We start from the raw sequence: 26590 nt of genomic DNA on the forward strand, positions 1-26590 counted from the left end.
TCCTGTACCCGCTTTGTAAAACACTCTGCATTTTCTCTATGGTAACAGGTACAGGCGGTATTTGTCAAATTATCCTCTGCTCTTTAAAGGCTCATAGGACATTTCTTCCAACACATTTTTATAAGCCGGACGGATAATTTTATCTGTGTTAATCAACTCTTCCATGCGGTGCGCACTCCAGCCGACAATACGGGCAATGGCAAACATCGGTGTATACAGTTCCAGCGGAAGTCCCAGCATGCTGTACACAAAACCGCTGTAAAAGTCCACATTAGCGCTGACACCTTTGTAAATGCGCCGCTCTTTTGCTATGACTTCCGGAGCCAGACGTTCCACGGTGGCATAGAGTTCATAGTCTTTCATTCTGCCTTTTTCTTCTGCAAGCTGGCGGACAAATTTCTTGAAAATCTGCGCTCTGGGGTCAGAAATGGAATAAACGGCATGCCCTATTCCATAGATAAGCCCACGCTTATCAAAAGCTTCTTTATGAAGCAGCTTCGTCAGATATCCCTTAATTTCCTCTTCATCACTCCAGTCCTCTAAGTGTTCCTTCATATCCTGGAACATACTGACCACCTTAATGTTGGCGCCTCCGTGTTTAGGTCCTTTTAAAGAACCCAGGGCTGCTGCAATGGCAGAATACGTATCCGTACCGGAGGAGGATACCACATGAGTGGTAAAAGTGGAGTTATTTCCGCCGCCGTGTTCCATATGAAGTACCAGAGCCAGGTCTAAAATAGACGCCTCTAAAGGTGAGTACTGCTTATCCGGACGCAGCATCAGCAGAATATTTTCCGCTGTGGAAAGGTTTTTCTCAGGATTATGGATATAAAGACTGTCGTCCAAATTGTAATGTTTATGCGCCTGATAACCGTATACGGAAAGCATGGGAAACACGCTGATAAGGTTGATACACTGACGGAGAACATTGGGAAGGGAAATATCTTCCGGATTTTCGTCATAAGAATACAGAGTCAAAACGCTTCTGGAAAGGGTATTCATCATATCTTTGCTGGGTGCCTTCATAATGACATCCCGGACAAAGTTTGTGGGAAGCGTTCTCTGGGCAGCCAGAATCTTGCAGAAATCATCCAGTTCTTTCCGGCTGGGCAGACGTCCGAAAAGAAGAAGGTAAGTAGCTTCTTCAAATCCAAAACGCTTTTCATCCAGAAAGCCTTTCGTCAGGTCTTCTACATTAATTCCGCGATAATACAATTCGCCTTCGCAGGGAACCTCTTCACCGTCAATCACCTTTTTGGAAACAATATTGGAAATCTGGGTCAGACCTGCCAGAACACCTTTTCCATTAATGTCACGAAGCCCTCTTTTGACATCGTATTTCGGATACAGGGATGCATCTATGCGGCTGTTTTCTTTACAGATTTCCGTAAGCATTTCAATTTCCGGAGTAACATTCATATTAAAATCGGACATTTTGATTCCCCCTTATCTGTTTTTCGCTTTAGCATGATAACATTTTAACACATGAGATAAGGGGTGACAAGAAAATTTTTTCTAAAAAATTTATGAACCATTTATTTCAGATTTAATTTAGCCAGTGCATCTGCAAAAGCATTATTGACAGGTTCCTGGGCCTCTTTCTTTTGTTTGTTCAGGTAACGCTGCACCTCTTTTTTGCTGACCCCTGCCCCTTCTTTGGCTCTTCTCTGCTGGAAACTGGAAAGTTTTTCCTTATAACCGCAGGTGCTGCAGATAAAGGTGTCCTCTTTTCCCTTGACATACATCTCCATTTTCCGGTGGCAGTTGGGACATCTGGCATTGGTCAGACGGGAAATGGTTTCTCTGTGTCCGCATTCCCGGTCCTGACACACCAGCATTTTACTGTTCTTACCGTTCACTGCCAGCATCCGTTTTCCGCACACCGGACACTTCGTATTGGTCAGATTGTCATGGCGGAATGTGCCTTCTCCTGTCTTAATTTCCCGGATGAGGTCCTCCGTATACCCCCGGATTTCCTTTAGAAACAAGTCTTTTTGCAATTTTCCCTTGGAAATCTCTGACAGCTTCATCTCCCAGTCTGCCGTCAGTTCGGGTTTCTTTAAATCTTCCGGAACCAGTTCCAGAAGCTGCTTTGCCTTTGAAGTCAGGTAAATATCATTTCCCCGTTTTTCCATTAAGAACGTGTGAAACAGCTTTTCAATAATATCTGCCCGTGTGGCAACGGTTCCCAGACCTCCGGTTTCTCCCAGGGTCTTTGCCGCTTTTTCATCTGCATTCTCCAGATATTTCACCGGATTTTCCATGGCAGACAACAGGGTTGCCTCTGTAAAAGGGGCCGGAGGTTTGGTTTTTCCTGCTGTGAGTTCCACTCTCTCGATTTTCAGCTTCTCACCTTCCTGTATATCGGAAAGCTTCTGGAAATCCTCCTCCTCCTCTTCTTCTGTCCAGGTGCCTTCATAAACCTCTTTCCATCCGGCCTGCTTCACGATTTTCCCTTTTGCCGTAAAGATTTCTCCCCCGGCTGAGGCTTTCATGGTGGTCTGTTCGTACTCAAAAGGCGGATACAACACGCTTAAAAACCGTCTGACTACCAAATCGTAAATTTTCCGTTCTTCGTTTGTCATGTGGTCCAACTGCACAAACTGCTCTGTAGGAATAATGGCGTGGTGGTCACTGACCTTTTTGTCGTCCACAAAGGATTTGGATACTTTCACCGGCTTCATGGACAGGGACCCTGCCAGAGAGCGGTAAGGACCTACCGCGCAGGCTTTCAGCCTTTCCTTAATGGTGGACACAATATCGCTGCCAATGTATCTGGAGTCGGTTCTCGGATAAGTGAGCACTTTATGATTTTCATAAAGTCTCTGCATAATATTCAGCGTTTCCTTTGCGGAAAAACCGAATTTTTTGTTGGCATCTCTCTGCAGCTCGGTCAAATCATACAGCCCAGGAGCATACGTTTTCTTCCGGCTCTTGTCCACAGAAACTACCTGCAGCAAATCCGACTGCACCGCCCCTTTTTTCTCTTCCATGCGTTCTTTCTGGAACGAACGGATACTGCCGCTTTTCTTATCCTGCCAGGTCCAGCGGTTTTTTCCTGCCAGAAGGGTCAGTCCATAGTATTCCTGCGGTTTAAAACTGCGGATTTCTGCCTCTCTTGCCGCAATCATAGCAAGGGTGGGCGTCTGGACACGTCCGCAGGAAAGCTGGGCATTGTATTTGCAGGTCAAAGCTCTGGTGGCATTGATACCCACTAACCAGTCTGCCTCGGCTCTGGACACCGCCGCGTCATAGAGAGAGTGATAGGCTCTTCCGTCTTTTAGGCTGGCAAAGCCTTCCCGGATGGCCTTATCCGTTACCGATGAAATCCAAAGGCGTTTGATGGGCTTTCTGCACTGGGCCTTTTCCAGAATCCAGCGGGCAACCAGTTCTCCTTCTCTTCCTGCGTCTGTGGCAATAACGATATCCTGCACATCCTTGCGCCAGAGTTGGGTTTTCACTGCCTGATACTGCTTTGCAGTCTGTTTGATAACCACCAGTTCCATCTTTTTCGGCATCATAGGCAGGACTTCCATATTCCACTCTTTGTATTTTTTGTCATATTCCTCCGGGTCTGCCAGAGTGACCAGATGTCCCAGGGCCCAGGTTACAATATAGCGTTCTCCTTCCAAAGCACCGTTCAGCTTTTTGCTGCATTTCAACACTCTGGCAATATCTCTTGCCACGGAAGGCTTTTCTGCTAAAACCAGTGTTTTCATTCGCCAGCCTCCTGCATATCTTTTCCGAAAAAGGCAGCTGTCCTGCTCACCTTGCTCATTAAATCAGAAAAAGCCTGAGGAGTTAAAGACTGTTTGCCGTCGCACAGAGCCTTCTCCGGGTTGTTGTGCACCTCTATCATCACACCGTCTGCTCCTGCTGCAATAGCTGCCATGGTCAGCGGTTCCACCATAAAACGCAGTCCTGCCGCATGGCTGGGGTCTACGATGACCGGCAGATGGGTTTTGGATTTCAGCATGGGAATGGCGGAAACATCCAAAGTGTTTCTCATAGAGGTTTCAAAGGTGCGGATACCTCTTTCACAGAGAATAACCTTTTCATTTCCCCCTGCCATAATGTATTCCGCGCTCATTAAAAGTTCTTCCAAGGTGTTGGCCATTCCTCTTTTCAGCAAAATCGGCTTATCCACCTTACCTAGTTCCTTTAAAAGCTGGAAATTCTGCATATTTCTGGTACCTACCTGAATCACATCCACCTCATCAAAAAGGGGCAGATGGTCTGTGCTCATAATTTCTGTCACAATGGGAAGTCCCGTGGCTTTCTTTGCCTCTAGCAGCATTTTTAATCCTTCGTCCCCCAGTCCCTGGAAAGAGTAAGGTGAAGTCCTGGGCTTAAAAGCACCGCCTCTTAGAAGACCTGCTCCTGCTTTTTTCACATCTAAGGCTACTTCTGTCATCTGTTCTCTGGTTTCCACAGAACAGGGACCTGCAATTACCTGGAAAAATCCGCCTCCGATTTTTCTGCCTGCAATATCTACCACCGTATCCTTGGGATGCATATCTTTGTTGGCTTTTTTATACGGTTCTTTGATTCGCTTTACAGACTCTACCACGTCCAGGGCAGACAACCACTCGGCATCTACTTCTGTGGTGTCTCCTACCAGACCAATCAGGGAAGTGTTCACCCCGTCTGACAAATGAAGCTGCAATCCCATATGGGTAAGTTCCTGTTTTAAAGCGTCTACTTTCTCTTCGTCCGCCCCTTTTTTCAATACTACAATCATGCTGTGCCCTCCTGTTTTCATAAAAAAAGCGATGCCTGCTGCTGCAAACACCGCTGTTTTCTCTTTTCCTGTGTGAAAGGAATCAGAATCTTTTGCAGCGAAAGCAGCCTGCGCCGTAAAAATAGCCCAGGTAAGCGTAATAAGAATCCTTGTTTCCGCTAAAAACTGCCTGTTTCTGCATCATGATTTCTTCCTGCCCTTTCTTTTAAACTAATCTTATCATATAACCGCCTTTCCTATTTGTCAACCGAAATTTTAACAATTTAAAGCGTTTAAGTGTTTTTTGAAATCTTTGTTAAAAAATCGGTTGTGTATTGTGATGTCAGCCGTTTTATATTATAATTATTTGAAGAATTATTTCTATTTTTCAGAATTTTTTTACAGATGAGGGGTAAACAAATGTCTAATACTACCAATCTTCGCAGCCAACTGGCCTATCAGGTAATTCAAGAGGTACAAAAAGCCGTTATCGGGAAAGAAGACCGGGTTCGCAAAGTGATGATGGCTATTTTAAGCGGCGGACACGTTCTGTTGGAGGATATTCCCGGTGTGGGCAAAACAACCATGGCTCTGGCTTTTTCCAAAGCACTGAGTCTGAAAGAAAAGCGTCTGACTTTTACACCGGACGTGCTGCCTGCAGATTTGACAGGCTTTACCATGTATCGGAAAGAAACCGGAGAATTTTATTTCCATCCCGGTGCCCTGATGTGCAATCTCTTTCTGGGCGATGAAATCAACCGCACCTCGCCCAAAACCCAGTCTGCCCTCCTGGAAGTCATGGAGGAAGGGCAGGTCAGCGTGGACGGCAGTACCTATCCCGTGCCAAAGCCTTTTATCGTCATTGCTACCCAGAATCCCTCCGGCTCTGCTGGCACCCAGCTTCTGCCGGAGTCCCAGCTGGACCGTTTCTGTATCTGTCTTAGGCTTGGATATCCCGACATGGAAGAAGAAATTGCCATTTTAAAGGGTCGAATTGCCCAGAGCACTATAGAAACCGTACGGCCTGTACTGAACGTCACTCAGCTTCTGTCCCTTCAAAAGGAATGTCAGGAGATTTTTGTCCATGACCGGATTTACAGCTATATTGCCGCTCTCGTACAGGCCACCAGAAACCATGAGCTCATTGCACTGGGTGTCAGCCCCAGAGGCACTCTGGCACTGACGAAAATGGCGCAGGCAGGGGCTTTTCTTTCCGGGCGCAGCCATGTGCTTCCCGAAGATGTACAGTCTGTGTTTGCCGATGTCTGTGTACACCGGCTGATTTTAAACTCCAAGGCCCGTATCAGTCACGTTTCTCCGCTTTCTCTTCTGGAGGAAATTTTGAAGACCACTCCGGCGCCTTCTGTACGGAAAAAGACATCTTTATAAAACCCAGAAAGGAAGCTCTGTATGGCAGCAAATATTTTTAGTGTAATCGGTATCCTTCTCTGTCTGTATCTGGCGATTCTGTACCAGAGTACAGCTGCCTGTGCTGTTTTTCTGTTTCTGGTTCTTTACGGCACAGCCTCTTTTTTGCAGCTTTGGTATCTCTCCGGGAAAATAAAGACGGAAATTCTGCAGGCCTCTGCCGCTAAATCCCAGGACCGGGAAATCGCGTTTGCTCTGTCTGTAAAAAATACGGGAATCCTTCCCCTCTTCCGAGGCTGTATCCTTTTGACGGTCCAGGATTTGCAAGGACAGGTCTGCCAGACTCAAAAGTTGTATTTTTCAGTCAAAAGCAGGCAGGAAATCCGCCCCGGAGGAACTTTAGAAAGTCCCTGCTGCGGACGTTTCCTGTTGTTGGTGAAGGCTGTGCGCCTTTACAGCTTCGGCCATCTTTTCAGCCGAAAGCTTTCTCAAGACTGCCCAAAGGAACTGCTTTTTTACCCGAAAATCACATCCCTTCCCCTCACTGTCAGCGAACAAGTCCGATATTTCTCCGCAGAAAGCGGGGAGGAAGAACAGATTCTTCCCGGTATCTTTCAAACACCTGTAAACCAGGTTCGGGATTTCAGCCCCGGCGACAGAGTCCGTCAGATACACTGGAAACTCAGTGCCAGAACGGACAGTCTGCTGGTGCGGGACATGGGTATACAACAGGGATTTCCTGTACTTTTATTCCTTTTCATTGAACCTCTGCCGGATAAGGATTTCACGGCTTCGTACAGCCGTTTTCTGGAAACTGCCGTATCCTTATCGTTTTCTCTTCTCCAGTCGGGGTGCCGCCATTTTGTAATCTGGTACCATCACCGGGAGGAAAAACTCATTCGTTTTCCCATTCGCCGGGAAGAGGATTTAGACCTCTGCACCTATTGCCTCCTGCTGGAAGATGTAAAGCCTGTACCGGGAGATATCTGTGAACTGTACCGGCAGCAGTATCCTTCCGATACCTTCTGCACCACGCTTTTACTCCATACACGGCTGGAATTTTATAAAAACGGTCAGCCGGAAAATCTAGAGTCTGTGCCGTCCATTTAGACGGCGGAATGGAGCCTTTATGAAAAAAGAAAAAACAATTTCTGTTCTTACCCGTATAGCGGATTCCCCCGTCCGCCCCAAAAACCTTCTGTTTTCTCTGACAGGCTGCTTTGCGCTGCTCTTTTTAGGCGGACTGGGCTTCTTTTCCAGTGTGAAGGATATGTCTGCGGTTCCCGGCGCCGTTTCTTTCTGGATTTTCCCCCTGGCAGGCGTGGCTTTGCTTCTTACCTTTCTCTTTGGGCTTTTTCTTCTGCACAAAAAGAAAAGGCTGGCTCTGCTTCTTAGCGGAGGGCTGCTCTGCAGTCTTCTTCTCTTTCAGAGAAAGGCTCTGCTGGCACAGGGAAGCTCTTTTTTGGGCTATCTCCACGCCCGGCTGGAACGGTTTTACGGTATTTCCCTATTTTCGGATTTTTCCGGCTCTGCTGCGGATAACTCCCTTTTCTTCTTTTTCTGTACCCTGTTATTCCTGATTCTGGTCTGCCTCACCCTATGGTACAGAAAAAAAGTACTTTTTCTCTTCTTGCTTCTGCTGGCACCGGTGGCACAGTTTGTTACAGAAATCCGTCCTTCTTTCCTTTCCGCCGGCTGTTTTTTGGTCTGCTTTTTCCTGTGGGACTGTCTGTCTGCAAAGGAAACCTCCTCTGGATTCCTTCAGACCGGACTTCTTTTCGGGCTTTACTGTTTCTGCGCCCTTGTGCTGACCCCCGGCTTTTCTGCTCTGGCTTTCCAATCCACTTCTTCGTTATTTCAGACGGTCAATGAGGCCTCTGCAAAGTTTGGCGCCCTTTTTCATGCAAATTCCGCTGACAGAGCGACGCGTACATCGAAAACCCGTCCTACCGCATCCGGAAACAGCAATCAAAATACGGTTTCCACACAGACAGACAAGGAAGTTCTGGACAATACAGCCCCTGTTTACAGCAATCAGACTATGTTTACGTTCCACACGAGCCGGATTTTTGACACACCTGTTTACCTGCGCGGCTTTACCGGATTCACCTACACAGACGGGGTCTGGGAAGCTTTGGACGAAAAGCAGTGGAAGTCTTTTTGCAGCAGTTACGGACTGTCAGACGAACTGCAGAAGCAGCTTCCTTCCATTCCTTATGAAGCCGGAAAAGCACAGACTTCTCTTGCCTCTGCACAAATGAGCCTAAAGCCTGCCTTTTCCCCTTCCTTTACTTATCTGCCTTACGGGGCTGACATACCGAAGGGGTTCAGCACTGGAGATGGCAATGTGCTGACAGAAAAGTTTCCTTCCAGGCTGACCTTTGACTGCTATCCTCTTTCCCTGGATTCCTCTCCATTTTTAAGAGCGCCTTCTCTTCCTTCCGCACAAACCTCTGCAGAAGGTCTATACAGGGAATTTGTGCAAAACACCTATACCTGGTATGACAAAGACTTAACAGCCCGGCTTCTGGAGGACATACAGCACCTGCCAGTATATTCCTCTCTGCCGGAAAATCCTTCCTATGACCAGGTGCTGAAGGCAGCCGGAGAAATTCAAAGTTTCCTCTCCAGCCATGCCTCCTACAGTCTGCAGCTCTCCCCTGTTCCCGCAGACAGCAATCTGCTGGACAACTTTCTCTATGAACAGAAAAAAGGCTTCTGCGTTCACTTTGCCACAGCCGGAACCCTGCTTTTCCGCATGTACGGTATTCCGGCCCGGTACGTCAGCGGATACGTCATTACCCCTGAAGATTTACAGAAAGAAAGCGAAGGCGGCTATTCCTTTGCCGTGCCGGATTCCAGTGCCCATGCCTGGACAGAAATCTATCTGGGTGAAGGAGGCTGGGTTCCCGTGGAGGTCACCCCGGCTGCTTCGGACACATCTCAGACCGTACAGACAGAACAGACAGCCCGCCAGGAGAATATGCAGACGGTAAAACAGGAGAACCTCCCAGACAGCAAAAAAGACCAGCCTTCCCCATCCTCAGACACAGAAAAAAGAGGCTTTCTGCCTGTTCTGACAAAAATCCTCTTTTTTGCAATGGTATTTTTTATAACTGCTGCTCTTTTGTTTTTTCTGCTGTATTTCAGACGAATCCTTCTCTTCCGCAAACGGATGGGCATTTTCTGCCGCAGCCGGGAAGCATGCTTTCTCTGTGTATTTAACAGTATTCTGGATTTATGGAAAGTGCGGTTCCACATTCCTGCCCTGAATCCCCAGCAGCCGGAATTTCCTGTCCTCTTCGGCCAGAAACTGCCGGAAGAGACACGAATTCTCTTTGACCAGCTTTACACCTTGGCCGAATGCTTCTGTTTCGGGGCGGACACACCTAAAAAACAGGATATCCGCAAACTGCGTCATATCTATGCAAGGGAGAGGAAGCTATTCTTTGCTTCCTGCTCCCCCAGAAAAAAACTGTATTATCTCTTTTTCCATGTTTTCTGACCGCCAGGGCTGTTCCTTTAAACAGCCTCAGCTTTCTCAAACTGGCTGTTGTACAGGTTTGCGTAGAAGCCGTTGGCGGCCAACAGGGATTCATGGGTTCCCTGTTCAATAATATCGCCGTCTTTCATAACCAGAATCAAATCTGCGTCACGAATGGTAGACAGTCTGTGGGCAATGACAAAGCTGGTTCTGCCCCTCATGAGATTATCCATAGCAGCCTGAATCTGTTCTTCGGTTCTGGTATCCACAGAAGAAGTTGCTTCATCCAGAATCAGAATCTTATTGTCTGCCAAAATGGCTCTGGCAATGGTGAGCAGCTGCTTCTGTCCCTGGGAAATATTGCTGGTTTCTTCATTCAATACCATCTGATAACCGCCTGGCTGAGACATAATAAAGTGATGGGCATGAGCTGCCTTTGCTGCAGCGATAACCTCCTCATCTGTAGCGTCCAGTCTTCCATAACGAATATTTTCCATAATGGTGCCGTGGAACAACCAGGTTTCCTGAAGTACCATGCCGAAAAGTTCCCGCAAATCCATTCGGTTGAAGTCTTTCAGATTGTGTCCGTCAATGAGAATCTCCCCAGAATTGACGTCATAGAAACGCATGAGCAGTTTTATCATCGTAGTTTTTCCGGCCCCTGTAGGTCCTACAATAGCCACCTTCTGTCCTGCTTTTACCACGCCGTTGAAATCGTGAATAATCATCTGTTCCGGATTATAACCGAATGCTACATGGTTTGCTACCACGTTTCCTTCAATACTGCTGATGTCCACAGGATTTTCCACAGTCTGGTCTTCTTCTTCTACATCCAGAAATTCAAAGACACGCTCTGCAGCGGCTGCAGAAGACTGCAGCATATTCGTCACCTGGGCAATCTGCTGAATGGGCTGGGTAAAGTTTCGGATATACTGGAAGAACGCCTGAATATCTCCCACCTTTACATCGCCTTTAATGACCATAAAACCACCCAGAAGTGCTACCATAACATATCCCAGATTTCCCACAAACTGCATAATCGGCATCATCATACCGGAGAAAAACTGAGAACGCCAGCCGGAAGTATACAGCTTTTCGTTGGTTTCTTCAAAGGTACGGATAACGTCTTCTTCTTTGTTAAAGGCCTTTACCACATTGTGGCCGCTGTAGATTTCTTCCACCTGTCCGTTAACCTCACCCAGATATTTCTGCTGTGCCTGGAAATATTTTTGAGAGTGTTTCATAACCTTTCCGATAATCAGCATGGAAACCGGCAGAATCAAAAGCGCTGCCAGGGTCATCCACACATTGATAGACAGCATCATAATGAACACACCGATAAGAGTGGTCACCGATGTAATAAGCTGGGTAAAACTCTGGTTGATACTGGTCTGAAGGGTATCCACATCGTTGGTAATTCTGGAAAGAATTTCTCCATGCGTTCTGCTCTCAAAATATTTCATAGGAATTCTGTTGATTTTTCCTGAAATATCTTTTCTCAAATTATAGGTAACGTTATTGGAAATTCCCGTCATAATAAATCCCTGAATCAGGGAAAACAGCGCACTGACTACGTACAGTCCCAGCGCCCACAAAAGAAATGAGGCGATTTTTCCGAAATCAATGCCGCTTCCTCCGTTGATTTTCGATACCAGGCCGCTGTACAGTTCTGTGGTAGCTTTTCCCAGCACCTTCGGTCCGATAATATTGAAAACGGTACTTCCAATGGCAAACACAATCATGCACATAAGCTGTATGCGGTACCTTTTCATATAGGAAAGCAGTCTTTTCATAGCTGTTTTAAAGTCTTTTGCCTTTTCTGCAGACATGCCGCCGCCATGTCCGCCCATAGGCCCTCTTGGTCTTGCATTACTCATCTGCCAATTCCTCCTCTGACAACTGTGACATAGCAATCTGACGATAGACATCACAGGATTTTAAAAGCTCTTTATGGGTTCCCTGTCCAACCACTTTTCCTTCGTCCAGAACCAGAATCTTATCCGCATGGAGAATGGTACTGATTCTCTGGGCTACTATCAAGGTTGTGGCGTCTTTTGTTTCTTTCTTCAAGGCTCTTCTTAAAACTACATCCGTCTTATAATCCAGAGCAGAAAAACTGTCATCAAAAATATAAATTTCCGGTTCTTTGGCAATGGCTCTGGCTATGGAGAGACGCTGTTTCTGACCGCCGGATACATTGGAACCTCCTTGGGCAATGGCAGAATCCATACCATCTTCTTTATCCTGAATAAATTCCCAGGCCTGGGCAATCTCTGCTGCTCTTTTTACTTCTGCTTCTGTGGCTTCCGGCTTTCCGTAACGGATATTGGAATCAATGGTTCCTGAGAAAAGCACACCCTTTTGAGGCACATAGCCAATGCGCTGCCGCAAGTCATGGAGTTTTATCTTCCGTATGTCCACACCGTCTACCAGAATCCGTCCGGAAGTCACATCAAAGAATCTCGGTATCAGATTTACCAGGGTACTTTTTCCGCTTCCCGTGCTTCCGATAAAAGCCACCGTCTCACCCTTTTTGGCGTGAAAATCAATATCGGTTAAAGAAGCCCCGTCCGCACCGGGATACGTAAATCCCACATGCTCAAAGACCACATCTCCTTTTAATTCTGTGTTGACTTCCTGTGTCTCCTCTGCATCATGAATACTGACTTCGGTTTCCAGCACTTCGTTGATACGGGTTGCAGATACCTTTGCACGCGGAATCATAATGGACATCATGGTTATCATCAGGAACGCCATAATAATCTGCATAGCGTACTGCATAAACGCCATCATATTACCTACCTGCATAGTACCGTCATTCACTGCATGAGAACCATTCCATACAATTAATACCGTAACGCAGTTCATCAAAAGCATCATCACCGGCATCATAAAGGTCATGCAGCGGTTTACAAACAGGTTGGTCTTCATCAGTTTTACATTGGCGTCTTCAAAACGTTCTTCTTCATGTTTCTCACGGCTGAAGGCACGGATAACAGACACACCGGTAAGAATTTCTCTGGCTACCAGATTCAATTCGTCAATGAGGTACTGCAGCTTCGTAAACTTGGGCATGGCAATTTTAAACAAAAAGGCCACAAAGAGTATAATTAATACCACTGCCAGTCCTAAAATCCATGTCATGGATGCGTCGGTCTGAAATACCTTATACACACCGCCGAGTCCCAGAATGGGAGCATACAGTACAATACGGAACAGCAGTGTGAACAAAAGCTGTACCTGCTGCACATCATTGGTGCTTCTGGTTATCAGGGAAGCTGTAGAAAAATGATTCAGTTCCCCGCCGGAAAAGGAAATAACTTTTCTGTATACCTGATTTCTCAGATTCTTTCCAAGGGTTGCCGCAGCCTGGGAAGACAGGAACGTTACCGTAACTGCTGCTGCCATTGCCAGAAGCGCCAGCCCCAGCATTTTCAATCCGCTGCCTAAAATGTACTGTGTCTGCATGGCATCCAGGTCTTTTCCCTGCGCCTCATATTCACTCTGCACAAAAAGCACGGAACTCTGGGTGATAATAGACTCCGGCATGTCTTCAAACTTCTCCGTCATGCCTTTTGTCATGGCCTGCAGCTGCTCCTTTGGCATTTGAGAAAACAGTTCCAGTAAATTGGTCTCCTTTGGTACCTGCAGCTGTTCTTTTATCTTGGTTACTTCTGCAGAGGAATCATCCCAAAGTCCGCTGACTACCATTTCGGGAATCCCCAGAATCTGATTCAAGTCTTCCCGTTCTTCCTCTGTTACATCTTTTAACCGGTAAACATCTCCATCTTCTTTATAAAAATCTTTTACCTTTTTGGCATCTTTTTCATCCATAAACAGACAGACCTGCTCCATGGATTCTTTTCGCAGGGTTTCCGGCACTCCGTCTTCAATGCCCTTCTGCTGGATACCCACATTGACAATTTTGGATGTGTAATCCGGCAGAGATAAATCACAAAATGCCTGAACAAATAAAAGAAGGATAATCATGACAATATAGTGCCACCGTTCCTTCATATAATGAAACATTTTTAACATAAAGTCCTCCTTTGCTGGCTGTCACCTTCTAAATTATTTTCCGCCTCCAGGTTCGCAATCATCTGGTCAAAAAAACGCTTCATCAGACACCTTTCACTTTCGGAAAAGCCCTTAAAAATGATTTTTTCACTTTTCTCTACCTGGCGCTGGGCCTTTTCTATGAGTTCTCGTCCCCGTTCGGTCAGATAAATGCGGATTCTTCTCTGGTCCTGTTCGTCACTTTTCCGCTCTATAAGACCGCTTTTTTCCAGACGCTTCATAGAAACTGCCACCGTAGGCGCGCTGATATGAAGATTTTCCGAAATTTCCTTCTGGCTCATCCCTTCTTTTCTGCTCAGCTGCATCAACAAGGGCATTTGCTTGGGATGAATCCCTGTTTCGCTGAGAAGACAGAAAGTATTGCGGAAATACAGGTGCGTCAGCTTTACAACTCTTGCCTGAATGCTGTCTTCTTTTTCCATATCTATCATTCCGATTCTCCTTTCTTAGTTAGTCGACTAACTTATATTATGTCACATTTTACTAAATTGCAAGTCACATTTTTATATTTTACACTTTTTTTAGAAATTACTCCCAAAAAATTAATTAGTCATCTAACAGTATCATTTCGCTCTTGCACCCGTGTGTGTGTCCTGTTATAATAAGTATAACATTTTCACAGTTTAACTCGAAAAAGTATCTGTATTTAGAAAGGCAGGATTTCATATGTCACAGACAAAGAACAAAGGCTCTCTCCCCTTTAATCTCATACTTATCGGCTTTATGGGAACAGGAAAAAGCACGGTTGCCCGCTGTTTAGGGAAAAAATGCGCTATGGAAATTATTGAAATGGATGAAGAAATTGTCCGGCGGGAGCAGAGGAGTATTCCTGAAATCTTTCAGCAGCAGGGAGAAGCCTATTTCAGGAATCTGGAAACCGGTCTTTTAAAAGAATTACAAAAAGAAACGAATAAAATCATTTCCTGCGGCGGCGGCGCTGCCCTTCGTGCAGAAAATGTAGCCGAAATGAAAAAAAACGGAAAAGTCATACTGCTGACAGCCGAACCCCAGACCATTCTGAATCGGGTGAAGTATGACAATTCCCGTCCTATTTTAAAAAATCGCAAAACCGTTGCGGATATTGCCGAATTGATGGAAAAACGCCAGAAAAAATATCTGGCTGCTGCTGATCTGGTTATTTCCACTGACAATAAAAATATTGGGCAAATCTGTGAGGATATCCTGCATGCGCTCTAAGGGCGTTTCCCTCCTCTTGACAGCTCCGGCAGCACTACACAGAGCATGGTGACAAAGCAGGCCGTTCCACCGATAAAATTGGAAATGGGCTCTGCCAGGAAAACGCCTTTGGCTCCAAGTCCTGCCACAGAGGGCAGCCACAGGGTAAGCGGTATGACAATCACCGCTTTGCGAAGCAGCGAGAAAAAGATTGCCTGCTTTGCTTTTCCCAATGCGGTAAACACACTCTGTCCCGCAAACTGCAGAGACATAAAGCAAAATCCAAAGAAATAAATCCGCATGGACGGCACGCCCAGCTTCAAAAGTTCTTCCCCTCCGTTAAAAAGACGGATAAACACAGCCGGAAACAGCATAGTAAAAATCCAGACCACCGTAGTGTATGCCATGCATACCACAGACATAATCTTAATCCCTGTCCGTACTCTTCCATACTCCCGTGCTCCGTAATTAAATCCCAGCACCGGCTGTGCCCCCTGGGTAAATCCCTGAGAAGGCACGCTTAACACCTCTCGCACAGAATTAACAATCGTCATAATTCCCACATACACATCTCCGCCAACGGACTGAAGCGTAACATTGCAGACCACCTGTACGGCACAGTTGGTTGCCGCCATAATAAACCCGGAAAGCCCCAGTGCCAGAATCTCCTTCATGCAGCCAAAATCCGGCTTCATATACCGTCTTTGCAGTTTCAAAAGCGTCTTCTTTCCCCTGAGGAAAAATACCACCCATAAAGCTGACACTGTCTGAGAAATCACCGTAGCCACTGCTGCTCCCTTTACCCCCATGTGAAAACCGAAAATAAAAACCGGGTCTAAAATAATATTTATGACCGCGCCTATGAGCACTGTACACATACCGGTTCCGGCAAATCCCTGACAGTTGATAAAGCCATTCATGGACAAGGTTATCATCACGCAGACGGTTCCCAGCAGATAAATACTCAGATAGTCATTCGCATAACCGAAAGTATCCCTGCTGGCTCCCAGCGTGTACAATAGGGGGTCTTTTATCAAAAATCCCACCACCGTGAGAAGGACACCCATAACAAGCGTCATGAGAAAAGAATTCCCCATAATACGCCCGGCCTTCTCCATATTTCCTCGCCCTCTTTCAATGGAACACAGGGGCGCTCCCCCGGTTCCCACAAGGTAAGAAAAAGCCGTAATGGCGGTGATGACAGGAAACGCCACCCCCAGACCTGTAAGGGCCGCCGCACTGGCTCCCGGAAGTCGGCCAATATAAACCCGGTCTACAATATTATAAAGCACATTGATAAACTGTGCCAGAATCAAAGGAAGAGACAGCCGAAAAATATTTCCCAACATACTTCCTCTGGAAAAATCATGTTCCTCTGCACTGTGCAGAGTTTTTACCCTTGTACCCACATTTCCACTTCCTATCTCAAAAACCTTTTATTTCTGCCGGTAAGTAGTCAGGAAGTCTGCCAGTTTATCAGCCGCCTTTCCAAGAACCTCCACATTAGGCAGATACACAATGCGGAAATGGTCCGGCTGTCCCCAGTTAAATCCTTTTCCGCAGGTAATGAGAATCTTCTTTTCATGAAGCAAATCCAGGGCAAATTTCTCGTCATCATGAATGTTGAATTTCTCTGTGTCAATCTTGGGGAAAATATAAAAAGCCGCTTTTGGCTTCACAGCAGAAAGTCCCGGTATGTCTTTAATAGCATTGTAAATAAACTCTCTCTGCTCATAAATTCTGCCTCCCGGCACCAGATATTCGTTCACACTCTGATAACCGCCAAGAGCCGTCTGCACCACTGCCTGGGCCGGCACATTGGAACACAGGCGCATATTGGAAAGCATATTTAAGCCCTCTATGTATCCCTTTCCCTTTTCCTTTGCCCCGCTTAACACCATCCAGCCGCAGCGGAAACCTGCAATCATATGAGATTTGGAAAGTCCGTTTAAGGTTACGCAGAACAAATCCGGCGCCAGAGACGCAATGGAGGTATGGGTAATGCCGTCCATAACCAGACGGTCGTAAATCTCGTCTGAAAAAATCATCAGTTCGTGTTCTCTTGCCACGTCTACAATCTTCTGCAGCACTTCTTTTGGATACACTGCTCCAGTAGGATTGTTTGGATTAATCAGGACAATGGCCTTTGTCTTATCTGTAATTTTGCTCTTAATATCCTCTACATCCGGATACCACTCCGACTGCTCATCACAGATATAATGTACCGCTTTTCCGCCTGCCAGAGTCACACAGCCGGTCCAGAGGGGATAATCCGGGGAAGGCACCAGAATTTCGTCTCCGCTGTCCACCAATCCCTGCATAGCCATATTAATCAACTCACTGACGCCGTTTCCTGTATAAATATCATTGATAGACACATTGGGAATCTTTTTAAGCTGACAATACTGCATAATGGCTTTTCGGGCTGCAAAAATCCCCTTAGAATCAGAATATCCCTGGCTTTCTCTCAAGGTATAAATCATATCCAGAATGACTTCTTCCGGGGCTGAGAACCCAAACGGCGCAGGATTGCCGATATTCAGTTTTAAAATATCAATTCCGCTTTCCTGCATCCGGTTCGCTTCGTCCAGAACCGGTCCCCTTACGTCATAACATACATTGTCCAGTTTTGATGATTTCTGAAATGTTCTCATATTTCTGCCCTCGTTTTCTTTTTTATAACAATAGATTTTATCACTTTAGTCTGGGAAACTCAACTGTTTTCCCGAATCTTTCGGAAATATTCCTGTATCTCCTGCTCATACCCATTGTCTGTTGGACGATAAAAGACTCTGCCTTCTAATTCAGAGGGCAGATACTGCTGCTTTACATAATGATTGGGATAATCATGAGCATACTGGTATCCTATTCCATGCCCCATTTTGGCTGCCCCTTTGTAATGAGAATCCTGAAGATGGACCGGCACGGTGGTTTTCACAGAGCGCACTGCTTCCATGGCCTCGTCCACGGCCAGATAAGCCGCATTGCTCTTAGGCGCACTGGCTACATAAGTGACTGCCTGAGCCAGGGGAATCCGTGCCTCCGGCATGCCAAGGCGTTCTACGGCCTGAGCTGCCGCTACTGCTACCTGCAGTGCCTGAGGGTCTGCATTTCCCACATCCTCTGCCGCACAAATCATAATTCTGCGGGCAATAAATTTAATGTCTTCCCCTGCGTACAGCATTTTAGCAAGGTAAAATACCGCTGCATCCGGGTCAGAGCCCCGCATACTTTTAATAAAAGCAGAAATGGTGTCATAATGGTTGTCCCCTGTCTTGTCGTAGCGCACCACCCGTTTCTGAATACACTGAGACGCTGTTTCCAAATCGATATGGATTTTCCCGTCTTCGCTCTTTTCCGTGGTTAAAACTCCCAGTTCCAAGGCGTTTAAGGCCGCCCTGGCATCGCCTCCTGAAATATCTGCCAGAAATTCTTTGGCCTCATCCTCCAATACAGCGCCATAGCTTCCCATTCCCCGCTCCGTATCTGTGGCAGCCCTCTCCAGCAGTTTGCAGATGTCTTCTTTTTTCAAAGGCTTTAGTTCAAAGACAATAGAACGGGAAATCAAAGCTCCATTTACCTCAAAATAGGGATTTTCCGTGGTAGCACCGATTAAAATCAACGTGCCGTCCTCTACGAAAGGAAGCAGATAGTCCTGCTGTCCCTTATTGAATCGGTGAATTTCGTCTACAAACAAAATGGTTTTCTTTCCGTACATACCCAGGTGCTGCTGCGCCTCCTTCACCACTTCCTCCATATCTTTTTTTCCGGCAACTGTGGCGTTAATCTGCTGAAACCGGGAACTGGTGGTATTGGCAATGACCTTGGCCAGCGTCGTTTTTCCGGTTCCCGGCGGACCGTAAAAAATCACGCTTCCCAGTTTATCCGCCTTAATGGCACGGTAGAGCAGTTTATCTTTTCCGATAATATGTTCCTGCCCTGCCACCTCCTCTAAGGTGCGCGGCCGCATGCGGGACGCCAGAGGAGATTCATTTTCCAGAGTCTGTTCTTTCATATAATCAAATAAATCCATACGCTTCTCCTATTCCAACAGCAGTTCATCTACTGTAACAAATTCATAACCCTGCTTTTTCAGTATATCTGCAATCTGCAAAGCCGCATCTACAGAGGACTGAAAAATATCGTGCATTAAAATAATATCACCTTCCTGCACATCTTTCACTACCCTTTTCACAATTTTTTCTGTATTTTCCGTTGTCCAGTCCAGAGAATCCACATTCCAGGACACCGGAATCATGGTAATTTCAAAATCCAGATTCTTTTTCCACGCGCCAAAAGGAGGACGGACAAAGGAGGTACAAATTCCCGTATTTTCATAAATTTTATTGCAGGTCAGCAGAATTTCCTCCTCTGCCTGGGATTCCGAAAGTTTTTTCAGATTTACATGGTGATAGGTGTGATTGCCAATCAGATGTCCTTCCTCCTGTATACGCTTCACAACATCCTCATTTCCCTCAATATTTTTCCCAATGAGGAAAAAGGTGGCGCGAATGTCTCTTTCCTTTAATCCGTCCAGCAGTTTTTCTGTATAAACGCTGTGAGGGCCGTCATCAAAGGTCAGCGCAATCCGGGGGTGTTCCTGATCCAAAAGCTCCCCTGCCGTCTCCCTGGCTTTTTCCATTCCATTTCCTGCATATCCCAAAACTGCCAGAAATAACAGCATGCACAGGAGTGTTATCCACTTTTTCATATTCTACGTTCTCTGCCTATCCTCTTTCTTCTATAATAATATATGCAGTGTTTCTTTTTATTTTCGCTGGAAATCCTTCTGCAGGCAGAATCCTGCTCTTGACAGAATCTTTCCCTCCCATTACAATATTTTTGAATCTTGACAAAAAAAGTAAGGAGCGTTTATGACAAATCGAAAAACTATGACTGTTGTCTGCTGTCTGCTGGGACTGGCGGTGCTTATAGCCTTTGCCGTCTTCTACCAGAAAAAAGAAAAGCAGGCAGAATCAATATCCGCAACGGCCTTTAAACTGAATACCATTGTCACAGTAACCATTTACGATTCCAAAAATCAGAAACTGGCAGATGAAGCCGTAGCTCTGTGCGACAAATACGAAAAGCTGTTCAGCCGCACGATGGAATCCAGCGAATTGTATCAGCTGAACCACGGTACTCTGCCAAAAGAGGGAAATGCCTTTGTATTAAGCGAGGAAACTGCAAAACTGATTCAGAAAGGACTGGAATACGGAAAAGTTTCTGACGGAGCTTTTGACATTGCCATAGAACCCGTATCCTCTCTCTGGGATTTTACTTCCGGAAAAAAGGACATCCCTTCTCAGGAAGACATCTCAAAGGCCCTGCCTCTGGTCAATTACAAAGATGTGCAGCTTGACGGAAATCTGCTGACCTTTGCCAAAGAAGGCATGGGACTGGATTTGGGCGCCATTGCCAAGGGCTATATTGCAGACCGCATCAAAGATTATCTTCTGGAACAGGGCGTAAAAAGCGCCACCATCAACCTGGGCGGCAACGTTCTCTGTGTAGGAGAAAAGCCAGAGGGCACCCCATTTAAAATCGGTATCCAGAAGCCCTTTTCAGACCGCAGCGAAACCATTGCAGTTATGAATATTTCAGATAAATCTGTGGTATCCTCCGGAATTTATGAACGATATTTTGAAAAGGACGGGAAAATTTACCACCATATTTTAAATCCTGCTACGGGGTATCCCTATGACAACCATCTGGTGTCCGTCACCATTATTTCCGATAAATCCGTGGATGGGGACGGACTGAGCACCTCCTGCTTTGCACTGGGACTGGACAAAGGCATGGAACTCATCAACAGCCTGCCGGATGTACAAGCCGTGTTTATCACAGATGATTATGAATTGCATTACAGCGACGGATTTGAAGAAGAAATTTCTATGGCCGATGTAAAATAGAAAAATAACAGCATAACTCAAAAGAAAGAAGTGCACAGGTGATTTTCCGGCCTGCAGCACTTCTTTCTTTTCTCAATAAATACTAAGTATCATATAAATAAATCCCATGGAAAGCATTTCCACCGGAAGGCCCCGGAAGGCTTTCCCTGTATTGGCAAATTTCAGTGTTTTCTGTACAGACCAGAACAACACCACGGGTACGGCTGCCGTCCAGATAAGACCTGCCACCTGTCCAAAACTCTCCATGTCAAAGGGACGCATAAAGAGAGCCAGCGGAATGACCAGCCAAAGGGTTCTCGTATCTGTGTGGTTCTTCTTCAGCACACTGTTCGCGCAAGCCAGGGAAATTCCCGCTGTGAGGAATCCGAAAATAACGTCCTGGAAAATACCAGACTGAAATTCTGCTTTCATAATCAAATTGCCAAAGATTTCGCCTGTCCCGAAAAATTCTCTGCCAATGGCAAACAGTATCCAGAATCCCCAGCAGACTGCAGATTCCCACAGCAGTTCTCCATACTCTGCATCTATATTCTCTGAGATTACATGCTTTGCCGCAAACAGTCCCAGAATCAGGGTCATAAGCCAGGTTCCCCATTCCATTTCCAGACCAAGAGCTGAAAAGCCCAGCAAAAAGGCGCTGGAGCTAATCGCTGCTGTCCCCACGCACACGCAGCCCATGAGGCTCCAGCGGGGAATCCGGGATTCCAGCAGGTTTTTCAGCACTTCTGCAAACACAACTGCCAGAATCACCAGAATACCCGCCGCAAACGCTTCCTTCATGCCGGCAGAAAACAGTACCATACCCAGGGCAAAGGCTTCCGCCGGATATTTTATTTTCATCAAATCCTGTCCTCCACTTTCTATTTTACTGACTGCAGAAACTCATAAGCAGCATTGATACCTTCCACTGCTGCAGTAGAGGAAATGGTTGCTCCTGCTACTGCATCTACCTGTGTGCCGTTCTGTGGTTCCTGTGTCTCAGTTTCTTCGCCTGCTGCCTGATTCAAGCACTGCTCTGCCAGGTTTACAAAGCCGCCTACTGCAATGCTGACACCAGATACTGCGTCTGTCTTTCCCTGCTCATTCACATTTAAAAAGCTAAGGGACTGCTTTTCAATAAGGGCTGCAGACAGCGCTTCTGCCTGTTCTTTCCAGGTAAAGCCGTCCTCTGTCATCACATATTCGCCGTTTTCGGAAAGCACACTCTTCTTACTGCCATCCGCTCCTACAGATTCCCAGTTTACAGCTGTGATTTTTCCGTCTTTTACCGTCATGGTTACCTGGTCTGTAAATCCGTTATTATCCGGGCCATCTGCTTTTGCCTCATAATCTCCATCGGCCAATGTCCTATCTTCCAGAGAAATCTCCTCTTTTTCCTCCAGACTCATGCCAGGGAGATATACCGGGGCTTCTGCACCTTCAAACTGTGACAGAAATTCTGATTCGGCAATTTTGGCACCCAGACCCTCTGTTTCTTTTTGCTCGGTCACTTCCACCTTTGTAATTTTCTTTCCTGCTTTATCAAAGGAAACGTTTAGGAAAATATCTCCGCCGTATCCCTTTGTCTTTACAGATACCAGATAGCCGTCTTCTGTTTTAGAGGCGCTTTCAATGCCTTCTGCACCCTTGGTATCCAGTTCTTCCGTAACTTTTGCTTCTGCGCTCTCGCCTTCGGTGTCCTGTGCCAGAGCCTTGGAGCCCAGAATCACACCAAAAGAAAGGGCGGTCACAACTGCCAGTGCCAGAATTCCTCTTACATTTTTATTTTTCATCTCTTTTCCTCCGTTAAGCCTTAATTTTCCTGATGCCGTATACATGTTTTTTATAGAGCAGGGACAACATTCCCGCCATACAGTTTGCTGTTAAAATACCGAAACAGATACCTTCCGGGTACACACTGAAAATTCGTATGAAAGCCGTAATCACACCGGCTGTGGCTGCATAAAGCAGTTTTCCCCTTCTGGATACAAATACATAATCTGTCAGCATATAGCAGCCGCCCATAATCAGCCCGCCGCCAAAGAGATTCAGCAAAATATCTCCTGTAAAAAGACCTTCCGGTCCAAATATAAAAGTCAGTACCGTTACGGTAGCAATATAAGTAAAGGCCGCTTCTGCATTCACCACGCCCTTATAGCACAGATAGCCGAAGCCCACCAGAAGCAGCAGCTTGCTGGTTTCGCCCATAGCGCCTGGCATTTCTCCCAGAAACATCTGTAAATAACTGTATTCCGGGGTATTTCCCCCTTTTACACTGCCCAGTATGGTTGCCGCGGAAACTGCGTCCACAGAAACGGTTTTGGGCACCACATACTGCATGACTGCCTGGGGCCATGCCACCATAACCAGCAGTCTTCCCATAAGCGCCGGATTTACGAAGTTATTCCCCAGTCCGCCAAACATCTGCTTCACCAGCAGAATACTGAAAACATCTGCTGCAACCAACACCCATAGCGGTACGGTTACAGGCATATTAAATACCAGCAAAAGTCCCGTTACCACAGCACTGAAATCTCCCGCTGTCACTGGTTTTTTCGCCAGTTTCTGCCAGATATACTCGGTCAATACACAGACCGCCACGGAAAGCCCCGCCAGATACAGCGCGCGGATTCCGAAATAGTAAATTGCTCCTAAAAGCACAGGTACCAAAGAAATGGCTACATCCATCATGACTGCTCTGGTGGTTCTCTGTGTCCGGATGTGAGGTCCGTTTATCACTCTTGCTTCACTCATGCTTTCTGCACCGCCCTTTCTCTCATTCTCTGTTTCACCATATCTCTTGCCATTCTGGTACTGACAGAAAGTTCCCTTTTTGCCGGGCAGGTATAAGAACAGCAGCCGCAGGCAATACACTCACTGGCATACAGACTTTCACACAAGTCATAGTCCTCTTCACGGAAGGCAAAATCAATGGCATAGGGAGTCAGACCCGCCGGACACACGTTTTCACAACCGCCACAGCGCATACAGGGCGATTCCTCCTGCCGGCTGTCCGGCAGCACCAGAATACCGGAGGTATTCTTTGTCACATAAAAAAGTTCCTCTTCTTCCGTCCAGTCCGATGCCACGCAGGGTCCTGTCATAGGGCCTCCGGCAATGATTCTGTTTTTCTCTGCGGTCACACCGCCGCAAAGAGTCAGCAGTTCTTTTGCAGAAGTACCTACAGGCACCAAATAGTTTCCCGGCTCTTTCACACATCCGGTAACGGTGACAATTCTCTGAATCAGCGGCATCCCTCCCAGTATCATATCGGCAGCGGCCTTCGCTGTTCCCACATTGGAAACAATCACGCCCACATCTGCCGGCAGTCCGCCCTGGGGTACTTCTCGTCCCAGGACCGCCTGTATGAGCTGACGCTCACCACCCTGGGGATATTTTGCCGGAAGTTCTCTGATTTCCAGTTTTTGGGTTTCCTCTATCTTTCCGCTCTGTTTTGCAGCTTCTAAAATTCTGCGAAGACTGCGGATGGCCTCCGGCTTATTATCTTCAATGCAAAGATACGCCTTCCTGGCTCCTGAAGCCTTTAAAAGCAGACAGATACCATTTAAAATTCCATATCCCTGCTCCAACATCAATCGGTAATCACAGGTCAGAAAAGGTTCGCACTCTGCACCGTTTATCAAAAGACTGTCAATGGATTTATCCGTTTCATATTTTTTATGAGTTGGAAATCCCGCGCCTCCCATACCGGTAAGACCGCCATCCCGAATTCCTGCCAAAATCATCTCTTGGGAATAGGATTCCAGGCTCACCATTTCTGTCTCATACTTTTGAGCCTCTCTCCCCTTTTCTCCTTCATTTTTTATTATGCAGCTCAAAACCATGCGGTTTTGCTGACGCACTTCTTTCACGTCCAATACCTCTCCGCTGACGCTTGCGTGAAGAGGTGCTGCCATAAATGCCTCCGGCTTTCCAATCTGACTTCCTTTGAGAACTTTATCCCCTGGCTTTACCAGCAGAGAGCATTTGCCTCCAAAGGACTGTTCTGTCAGAATGGTTACTGTCTCAGGCCAGTATTCACGGACAGGCAGATTCATGGTCATGGCTTTGTCATAACCGTCTGTGGGGTGGATTCCTCCGGGGAATCCGCTTTTCTTCTTTTTCCACATGTTCTGTCTTCCTCCAGTCACTTTCATTTGTTAAATAATTGACATGCCATCCTAAGATGACATATCGGAGAGATTTTGGCAAGATTATTTTTTATCCATTTATTGTATATTCTTCTTATTTATGGTAATTCCTGCTCTTAAAATGCGAAACAGACGTTCTGCGGCATCTGCATACAGCATTTCTGCCTGTTTCAAAGCTTCTTCAAGACACATAGGACTGTTTTGCGTTGTCATAATACTGTCAATTCCACAATCATAAACTGCCTTTGCACCTTCTCCCATGGCTCCCGCAAGTGCAAGCACCGGGATTCCCTTTTTCTTCCCACAGGTTCCTATTCCATCCAGCACCTTTCCGCAGACAGACTGGCCGTCAATTCTGCCCTCTCCGGTAATAATCAAATCCGCATCCCCAATCATAGTTTCAAAATCCACCATCTCCAATACCGTCTGAATTCCTGACTGCAGTCTGGCATTGCAGAAAGCCAGAAGGGCAGCACCCATACCTCCTGCTGCACCGGCACCCGGAATTTCAGAAACTTTACGGCCGCAAAGCACTTCTATTTTTTCAGCATAGTGTACCATTCCTCTTTCCAAAATCTCCAAATCCCTGTCTGACGCGCCTTTCTGCGGCCCAAAAACATAGGTTGCACCCTGGATTCCCAAAAGAGGGTTCGTCACGTCACACATGACACAAAAGGAAGCATTTCGCATTTCAGACAGGATACCGCTGCAATCTATTTTTTCTATGTTTCCCAGCGTCTCTCCAACGGGTATAAACCTTTCTCCGTCTTTGCTGTAAAACTCTACTCCCAGAGCAGCCAGCATACCTGCTCCACCGTCATTTGTCGCACTTCCGCCAATGGAAACCGTGATTTTCCGGTATCCCGCTTCCAGAGCATTGCGGATAAGCTCCCCCGTACCATAGGAAGTCGTCTTTCCTGCATTTCCGGATTTATAGGGAATCAGGGTAATGCCTGAGGCCTGCGCCATTTCAATGAAGACCCTGTCTTCGTCCAAAATCAGATATTCCGCCTCTACAGCTGCCCCTAACGGCCCTGTTACCCGGCATTTTTTCAGTTTTCCTCCTGCCGTATTCCATATTGCCCTCATAGTGCCTTCTCCTCCGTCTGCTATGGGAACTCCTACGGTTTCTGCTTCCGGAAAAATTTCTTGTGCCTTTTGTTTTAAAATACCAATCTGCTGTTCTGATGACAAAGTTCCCTTAAAGGAATCGGGTGCAAATACAAATTTCATGATGTGTTTTCCTTTCTACTTGTTTTTCTCTTTTAAAGGTGTAATAATACTTTTGTTCTATCATATTACTATTTTAACAGGGGAATCAACTATGAAAAACAAAGGTCTATTTTTTACCCCTATTTTGCTTTCTGTTCTATTTTCTTTCACCTAGTTATTTTTGACCAAAATGGCCAGTTGCTTCAGGAATATCCAGATGTGAAAGTCAACTGGCTCTATCCTCTGGAAAACTCCAATTTCATAATTGCCGGAAACTTTAACAAAGAAATCTGTTCCTTTTCTCTGGATAAAGACGGAAATCTGTCGGAATACCAGACCCTCTTTACCAGTGAAAACCTTATGATTGACCCTACCATTATCCAGAAACGCCGATTCCAATGCAGCAAATGGAACTTACACGGTACATACTTATACTTCAAAAGATTTAAAAAACTGGGAATATCATTCTGACACTCTTACCTGTCAAAACAATTTAGAGGACGGGGACATT

At 46.2% G+C, this 26590-nt stretch carries 21 protein-coding genes; 6 read left to right on the forward strand and 15 right to left on the reverse strand.

The annotated features are described in order from the left end of the window. Window positions 1-69: 69 nt before the first annotated feature. The 3 genes from WKT17_RS06190 to aroF all read right to left on the reverse strand — a co-directional run bounded on the left by WKT17_RS06190 (window position 70) and on the right by aroF (window position 4741). The gene (locus tag WKT17_RS06190) at window positions 70-1434 is read right to left on the reverse strand and encodes a citrate/2-methylcitrate synthase (protein WP_173747691.1); all 1365 of its coding nucleotides are present in this window, start codon (window positions 1432-1434) and stop codon (window positions 70-72) included. A gap of 101 nt (window positions 1435-1535) precedes the next feature. Next, window positions 1536-3719, reverse strand: a complete 2184-nt coding sequence (locus tag WKT17_RS06195) for a DNA topoisomerase III (RefSeq protein WP_173747693.1) — start codon at window positions 3717-3719, stop codon at window positions 1536-1538. Beyond that, entirely contained in the window at window positions 3716-4741 is a 1026-nt protein-coding gene (gene aroF, locus WKT17_RS06200) for a 3-deoxy-7-phosphoheptulonate synthase (protein WP_173747695.1), read from the reverse strand. The genes WKT17_RS06195 and aroF overlap by 4 nt, the downstream gene beginning before the upstream one ends. Window positions 4742-5140: 399 nt before the next feature. On the opposite strand from aroF, the gene WKT17_RS06205 reads away from it, so the two are divergent. Genes WKT17_RS06205 through WKT17_RS06215 form a run of 3 tightly spaced genes read left to right on the forward strand, consistent with a single transcriptional unit; the run spans window position 5141 to window position 9593 of the window. Further along, window positions 5141-6109: an AAA family ATPase gene (locus tag WKT17_RS06205; RefSeq protein ID WP_173747697.1), complete on the forward strand. Its 969-nt coding sequence runs from the start codon at window positions 5141-5143 to the stop codon at window positions 6107-6109. A 21-nt stretch (window positions 6110-6130) separates the two neighbouring features. After that, window positions 6131-7198: a DUF58 domain-containing protein gene (locus tag WKT17_RS06210; protein ID WP_173747699.1), complete on the forward strand. Its 1068-nt coding sequence runs from the start codon at window positions 6131-6133 to the stop codon at window positions 7196-7198. A gap of 19 nt (window positions 7199-7217) precedes the next feature. After that, window positions 7218-9593: a transglutaminase-like domain-containing protein gene (locus WKT17_RS06215; RefSeq protein ID WP_173747701.1), complete on the forward strand. Its 2376-nt coding sequence runs from the start codon at window positions 7218-7220 to the stop codon at window positions 9591-9593. A 17-nt stretch (window positions 9594-9610) separates the two neighbouring features. On the opposite strand, the gene WKT17_RS06220 is transcribed toward WKT17_RS06215, so the two are convergent. The 3 genes from WKT17_RS06220 to WKT17_RS06230 are packed head-to-tail and all read right to left on the reverse strand — an operon-like array spanning window position 9611 to window position 14080. Beyond that, window positions 9611-11449, reverse strand: a complete 1839-nt coding sequence (locus WKT17_RS06220) for an ABC transporter ATP-binding protein (protein ID WP_173747703.1) — start codon at window positions 11447-11449, stop codon at window positions 9611-9613. Further along, window positions 11442-13610 (reverse strand): ABC transporter ATP-binding protein, encoded by a 2169-nt coding sequence (locus WKT17_RS06225; protein ID WP_173747705.1) that lies wholly within the window; start codon window positions 13608-13610, stop codon window positions 11442-11444. Before WKT17_RS06225 ends, WKT17_RS06220 begins: the two co-directional genes overlap by 8 nt. After that, window positions 13604-14080, reverse strand: a complete 477-nt coding sequence (locus tag WKT17_RS06230; RefSeq protein WP_226853468.1) for a MarR family winged helix-turn-helix transcriptional regulator — start codon at window positions 14078-14080, stop codon at window positions 13604-13606. Before WKT17_RS06230 ends, WKT17_RS06225 begins: the two co-directional genes overlap by 7 nt. A gap of 235 nt (window positions 14081-14315) precedes the next feature. Between WKT17_RS06230 and WKT17_RS06235 the strand changes: the two genes are divergently transcribed. Next, on the forward strand, window positions 14316-14846 hold the full coding sequence (locus tag WKT17_RS06235; RefSeq protein WP_173747707.1) for a shikimate kinase: 531 nt from the start codon (window positions 14316-14318) through the stop codon (window positions 14844-14846). Here the strand turns inward: WKT17_RS06235 and WKT17_RS06240 are convergent. The 4 genes from WKT17_RS06240 to WKT17_RS06255 all read right to left on the reverse strand — a co-directional run bounded on the left by WKT17_RS06240 (window position 14843) and on the right by WKT17_RS06255 (window position 19536). Further along, entirely contained in the window at window positions 14843-16174 is a 1332-nt protein-coding gene (locus WKT17_RS06240) for an MATE family efflux transporter (protein WP_291681470.1), read from the reverse strand. The genes WKT17_RS06235 and WKT17_RS06240 overlap by 4 nt on opposite strands. A gap of 87 nt (window positions 16175-16261) precedes the next feature. Continuing rightward, window positions 16262-17479 carry an aminotransferase class I/II-fold pyridoxal phosphate-dependent enzyme gene (locus WKT17_RS06245; protein ID WP_291681374.1) on the reverse strand — a complete coding sequence of 406 codons (1218 nt, stop codon included), beginning with the start codon at window positions 17477-17479 and terminating at the stop codon, window positions 16262-16264. A 59-nt stretch (window positions 17480-17538) separates the two neighbouring features. Further along, complete coding sequence (locus tag WKT17_RS06250) at window positions 17539-18858, reverse strand: replication-associated recombination protein A (protein ID WP_173747711.1); 1320 nt, start codon at window positions 18856-18858, stop codon at window positions 17539-17541. 9 nt (window positions 18859-18867) lie between these two features. Further along, complete coding sequence (locus tag WKT17_RS06255; protein ID WP_173747713.1) at window positions 18868-19536, reverse strand: polysaccharide deacetylase family protein; 669 nt, start codon at window positions 19534-19536, stop codon at window positions 18868-18870. Window positions 19537-19699: 163 nt separating this feature from the next. Here WKT17_RS06255 and WKT17_RS06260 point away from each other — a divergent pair, with 163 nt between their 5' ends. Next, window positions 19700-20737 (forward strand): FAD:protein FMN transferase, encoded by a 1038-nt coding sequence (locus WKT17_RS06260; RefSeq protein WP_291681378.1) that lies wholly within the window; start codon window positions 19700-19702, stop codon window positions 20735-20737. 72 nt (window positions 20738-20809) lie between these two features. Here the strand turns inward: WKT17_RS06260 and WKT17_RS06265 are convergent, their stop codons facing one another. The 5 genes from WKT17_RS06265 to WKT17_RS06285 all read right to left on the reverse strand — a co-directional run bounded on the left by WKT17_RS06265 (window position 20810) and on the right by WKT17_RS06285 (window position 26100). Further along, window positions 20810-21577, reverse strand: coding sequence for a hypothetical protein (locus tag WKT17_RS06265; protein ID WP_291681472.1), 768 nt, complete (start codon window positions 21575-21577; stop codon window positions 20810-20812). 20 nt (window positions 21578-21597) lie between these two features. Then, window positions 21598-22509 (reverse strand): FMN-binding protein, encoded by a 912-nt coding sequence (locus tag WKT17_RS06270; RefSeq protein WP_291681380.1) that lies wholly within the window; start codon window positions 22507-22509, stop codon window positions 21598-21600. Window positions 22510-22522: 13 nt separating this feature from the next. Beyond that, a complete protein-coding gene (locus WKT17_RS06275; RefSeq protein WP_291681382.1) occupies window positions 22523-23470 on the reverse strand; it encodes an RnfABCDGE type electron transport complex subunit D in 948 nt (315 codons plus the stop codon). Continuing rightward, window positions 23467-24846 carry an electron transport complex subunit RsxC gene (gene rsxC / locus WKT17_RS06280; protein ID WP_173747721.1) on the reverse strand — a complete coding sequence of 460 codons (1380 nt, stop codon included), beginning with the start codon at window positions 24844-24846 and terminating at the stop codon, window positions 23467-23469. The genes WKT17_RS06275 and rsxC overlap by 4 nt, the downstream gene beginning before the upstream one ends. A 99-nt stretch (window positions 24847-24945) precedes the next feature. Then, window positions 24946-26100 (reverse strand): glycerate kinase family protein, encoded by a 1155-nt coding sequence (locus WKT17_RS06285; RefSeq protein WP_173747723.1) that lies wholly within the window; start codon window positions 26098-26100, stop codon window positions 24946-24948. A gap of 198 nt (window positions 26101-26298) precedes the next feature. Between WKT17_RS06285 and WKT17_RS06290 the strand changes: the two genes are divergently transcribed. After that, window positions 26299-26550: a hypothetical protein gene (locus tag WKT17_RS06290; protein WP_173747725.1), complete on the forward strand. Its 252-nt coding sequence runs from the start codon at window positions 26299-26301 to the stop codon at window positions 26548-26550. The last annotated feature ends 40 nt before the right edge of the window (window positions 26551-26590 follow it).

Origin of the sequence: Blautia sp. HCN-20427, assembly GCF_037890365.1 — a bacterium.
Classification (GTDB): Bacteria; Bacillota; Clostridia; order Lachnospirales; family Lachnospiraceae; genus Blautia.

Coding starts and splice junctions, on each gene's coding strand:
- WKT17_RS06285 (WP_173747723.1), bottom strand. CDS start 26,100: ATGAAATTTGTATTTGCACCCGATTCCTTTAAGGGAACTTTGTCATCA.
- WKT17_RS06195 (WP_173747693.1), bottom strand. CDS start 3,719: ATGAAAACACTGGTTTTAGCAGAAAAGCCTTCCGTGGCAAGAGATATT.
- aroF (WP_173747695.1), bottom strand. CDS start 4,741: ATGATTGTAGTATTGAAAAAAGGGGCGGACGAAGAGAAAGTAGACGCT.
- WKT17_RS06275 (WP_291681382.1), bottom strand. CDS start 23,470: ATGAGTGAAGCAAGAGTGATAAACGGACCTCACATCCGGACACAGAGA.
- WKT17_RS06205 (WP_173747697.1), top strand. CDS start 5,141: ATGTCTAATACTACCAATCTTCGCAGCCAACTGGCCTATCAGGTAATT.
- WKT17_RS06270 (WP_291681380.1), bottom strand. CDS start 22,509: ATGAAAAATAAAAATGTAAGAGGAATTCTGGCACTGGCAGTTGTGACC.
- WKT17_RS06260 (WP_291681378.1), top strand. CDS start 19,700: ATGACAAATCGAAAAACTATGACTGTTGTCTGCTGTCTGCTGGGACTG.
- WKT17_RS06245 (WP_291681374.1), bottom strand. CDS start 17,479: ATGAGAACATTTCAGAAATCATCAAAACTGGACAATGTATGTTATGAC.
- WKT17_RS06250 (WP_173747711.1), bottom strand. CDS start 18,858: ATGGATTTATTTGATTATATGAAAGAACAGACTCTGGAAAATGAATCT.
- WKT17_RS06190 (WP_173747691.1), bottom strand. CDS start 1,434: ATGTCCGATTTTAATATGAATGTTACTCCGGAAATTGAAATGCTTACG.
- WKT17_RS06225 (WP_173747705.1), bottom strand. CDS start 13,610: ATGTTAAAAATGTTTCATTATATGAAGGAACGGTGGCACTATATTGTC.
- WKT17_RS06210 (WP_173747699.1), top strand. CDS start 6,131: ATGGCAGCAAATATTTTTAGTGTAATCGGTATCCTTCTCTGTCTGTAT.
- WKT17_RS06240 (WP_291681470.1), bottom strand. CDS start 16,174: ATGTTGGGAAATATTTTTCGGCTGTCTCTTCCTTTGATTCTGGCACAG.
- WKT17_RS06265 (WP_291681472.1), bottom strand. CDS start 21,577: ATGAAAATAAAATATCCGGCGGAAGCCTTTGCCCTGGGTATGGTACTG.
- rsxC (WP_173747721.1), bottom strand. CDS start 24,846: ATGTGGAAAAAGAAGAAAAGCGGATTCCCCGGAGGAATCCACCCCACA.
- WKT17_RS06255 (WP_173747713.1), bottom strand. CDS start 19,536: ATGAAAAAGTGGATAACACTCCTGTGCATGCTGTTATTTCTGGCAGTT.
- WKT17_RS06230 (WP_226853468.1), bottom strand. CDS start 14,080: ATGATAGATATGGAAAAAGAAGACAGCATTCAGGCAAGAGTTGTAAAG.
- WKT17_RS06235 (WP_173747707.1), top strand. CDS start 14,316: ATGTCACAGACAAAGAACAAAGGCTCTCTCCCCTTTAATCTCATACTT.
- WKT17_RS06215 (WP_173747701.1), top strand. CDS start 7,218: ATGAAAAAAGAAAAAACAATTTCTGTTCTTACCCGTATAGCGGATTCC.
- WKT17_RS06220 (WP_173747703.1), bottom strand. CDS start 11,449: ATGAGTAATGCAAGACCAAGAGGGCCTATGGGCGGACATGGCGGCGGC.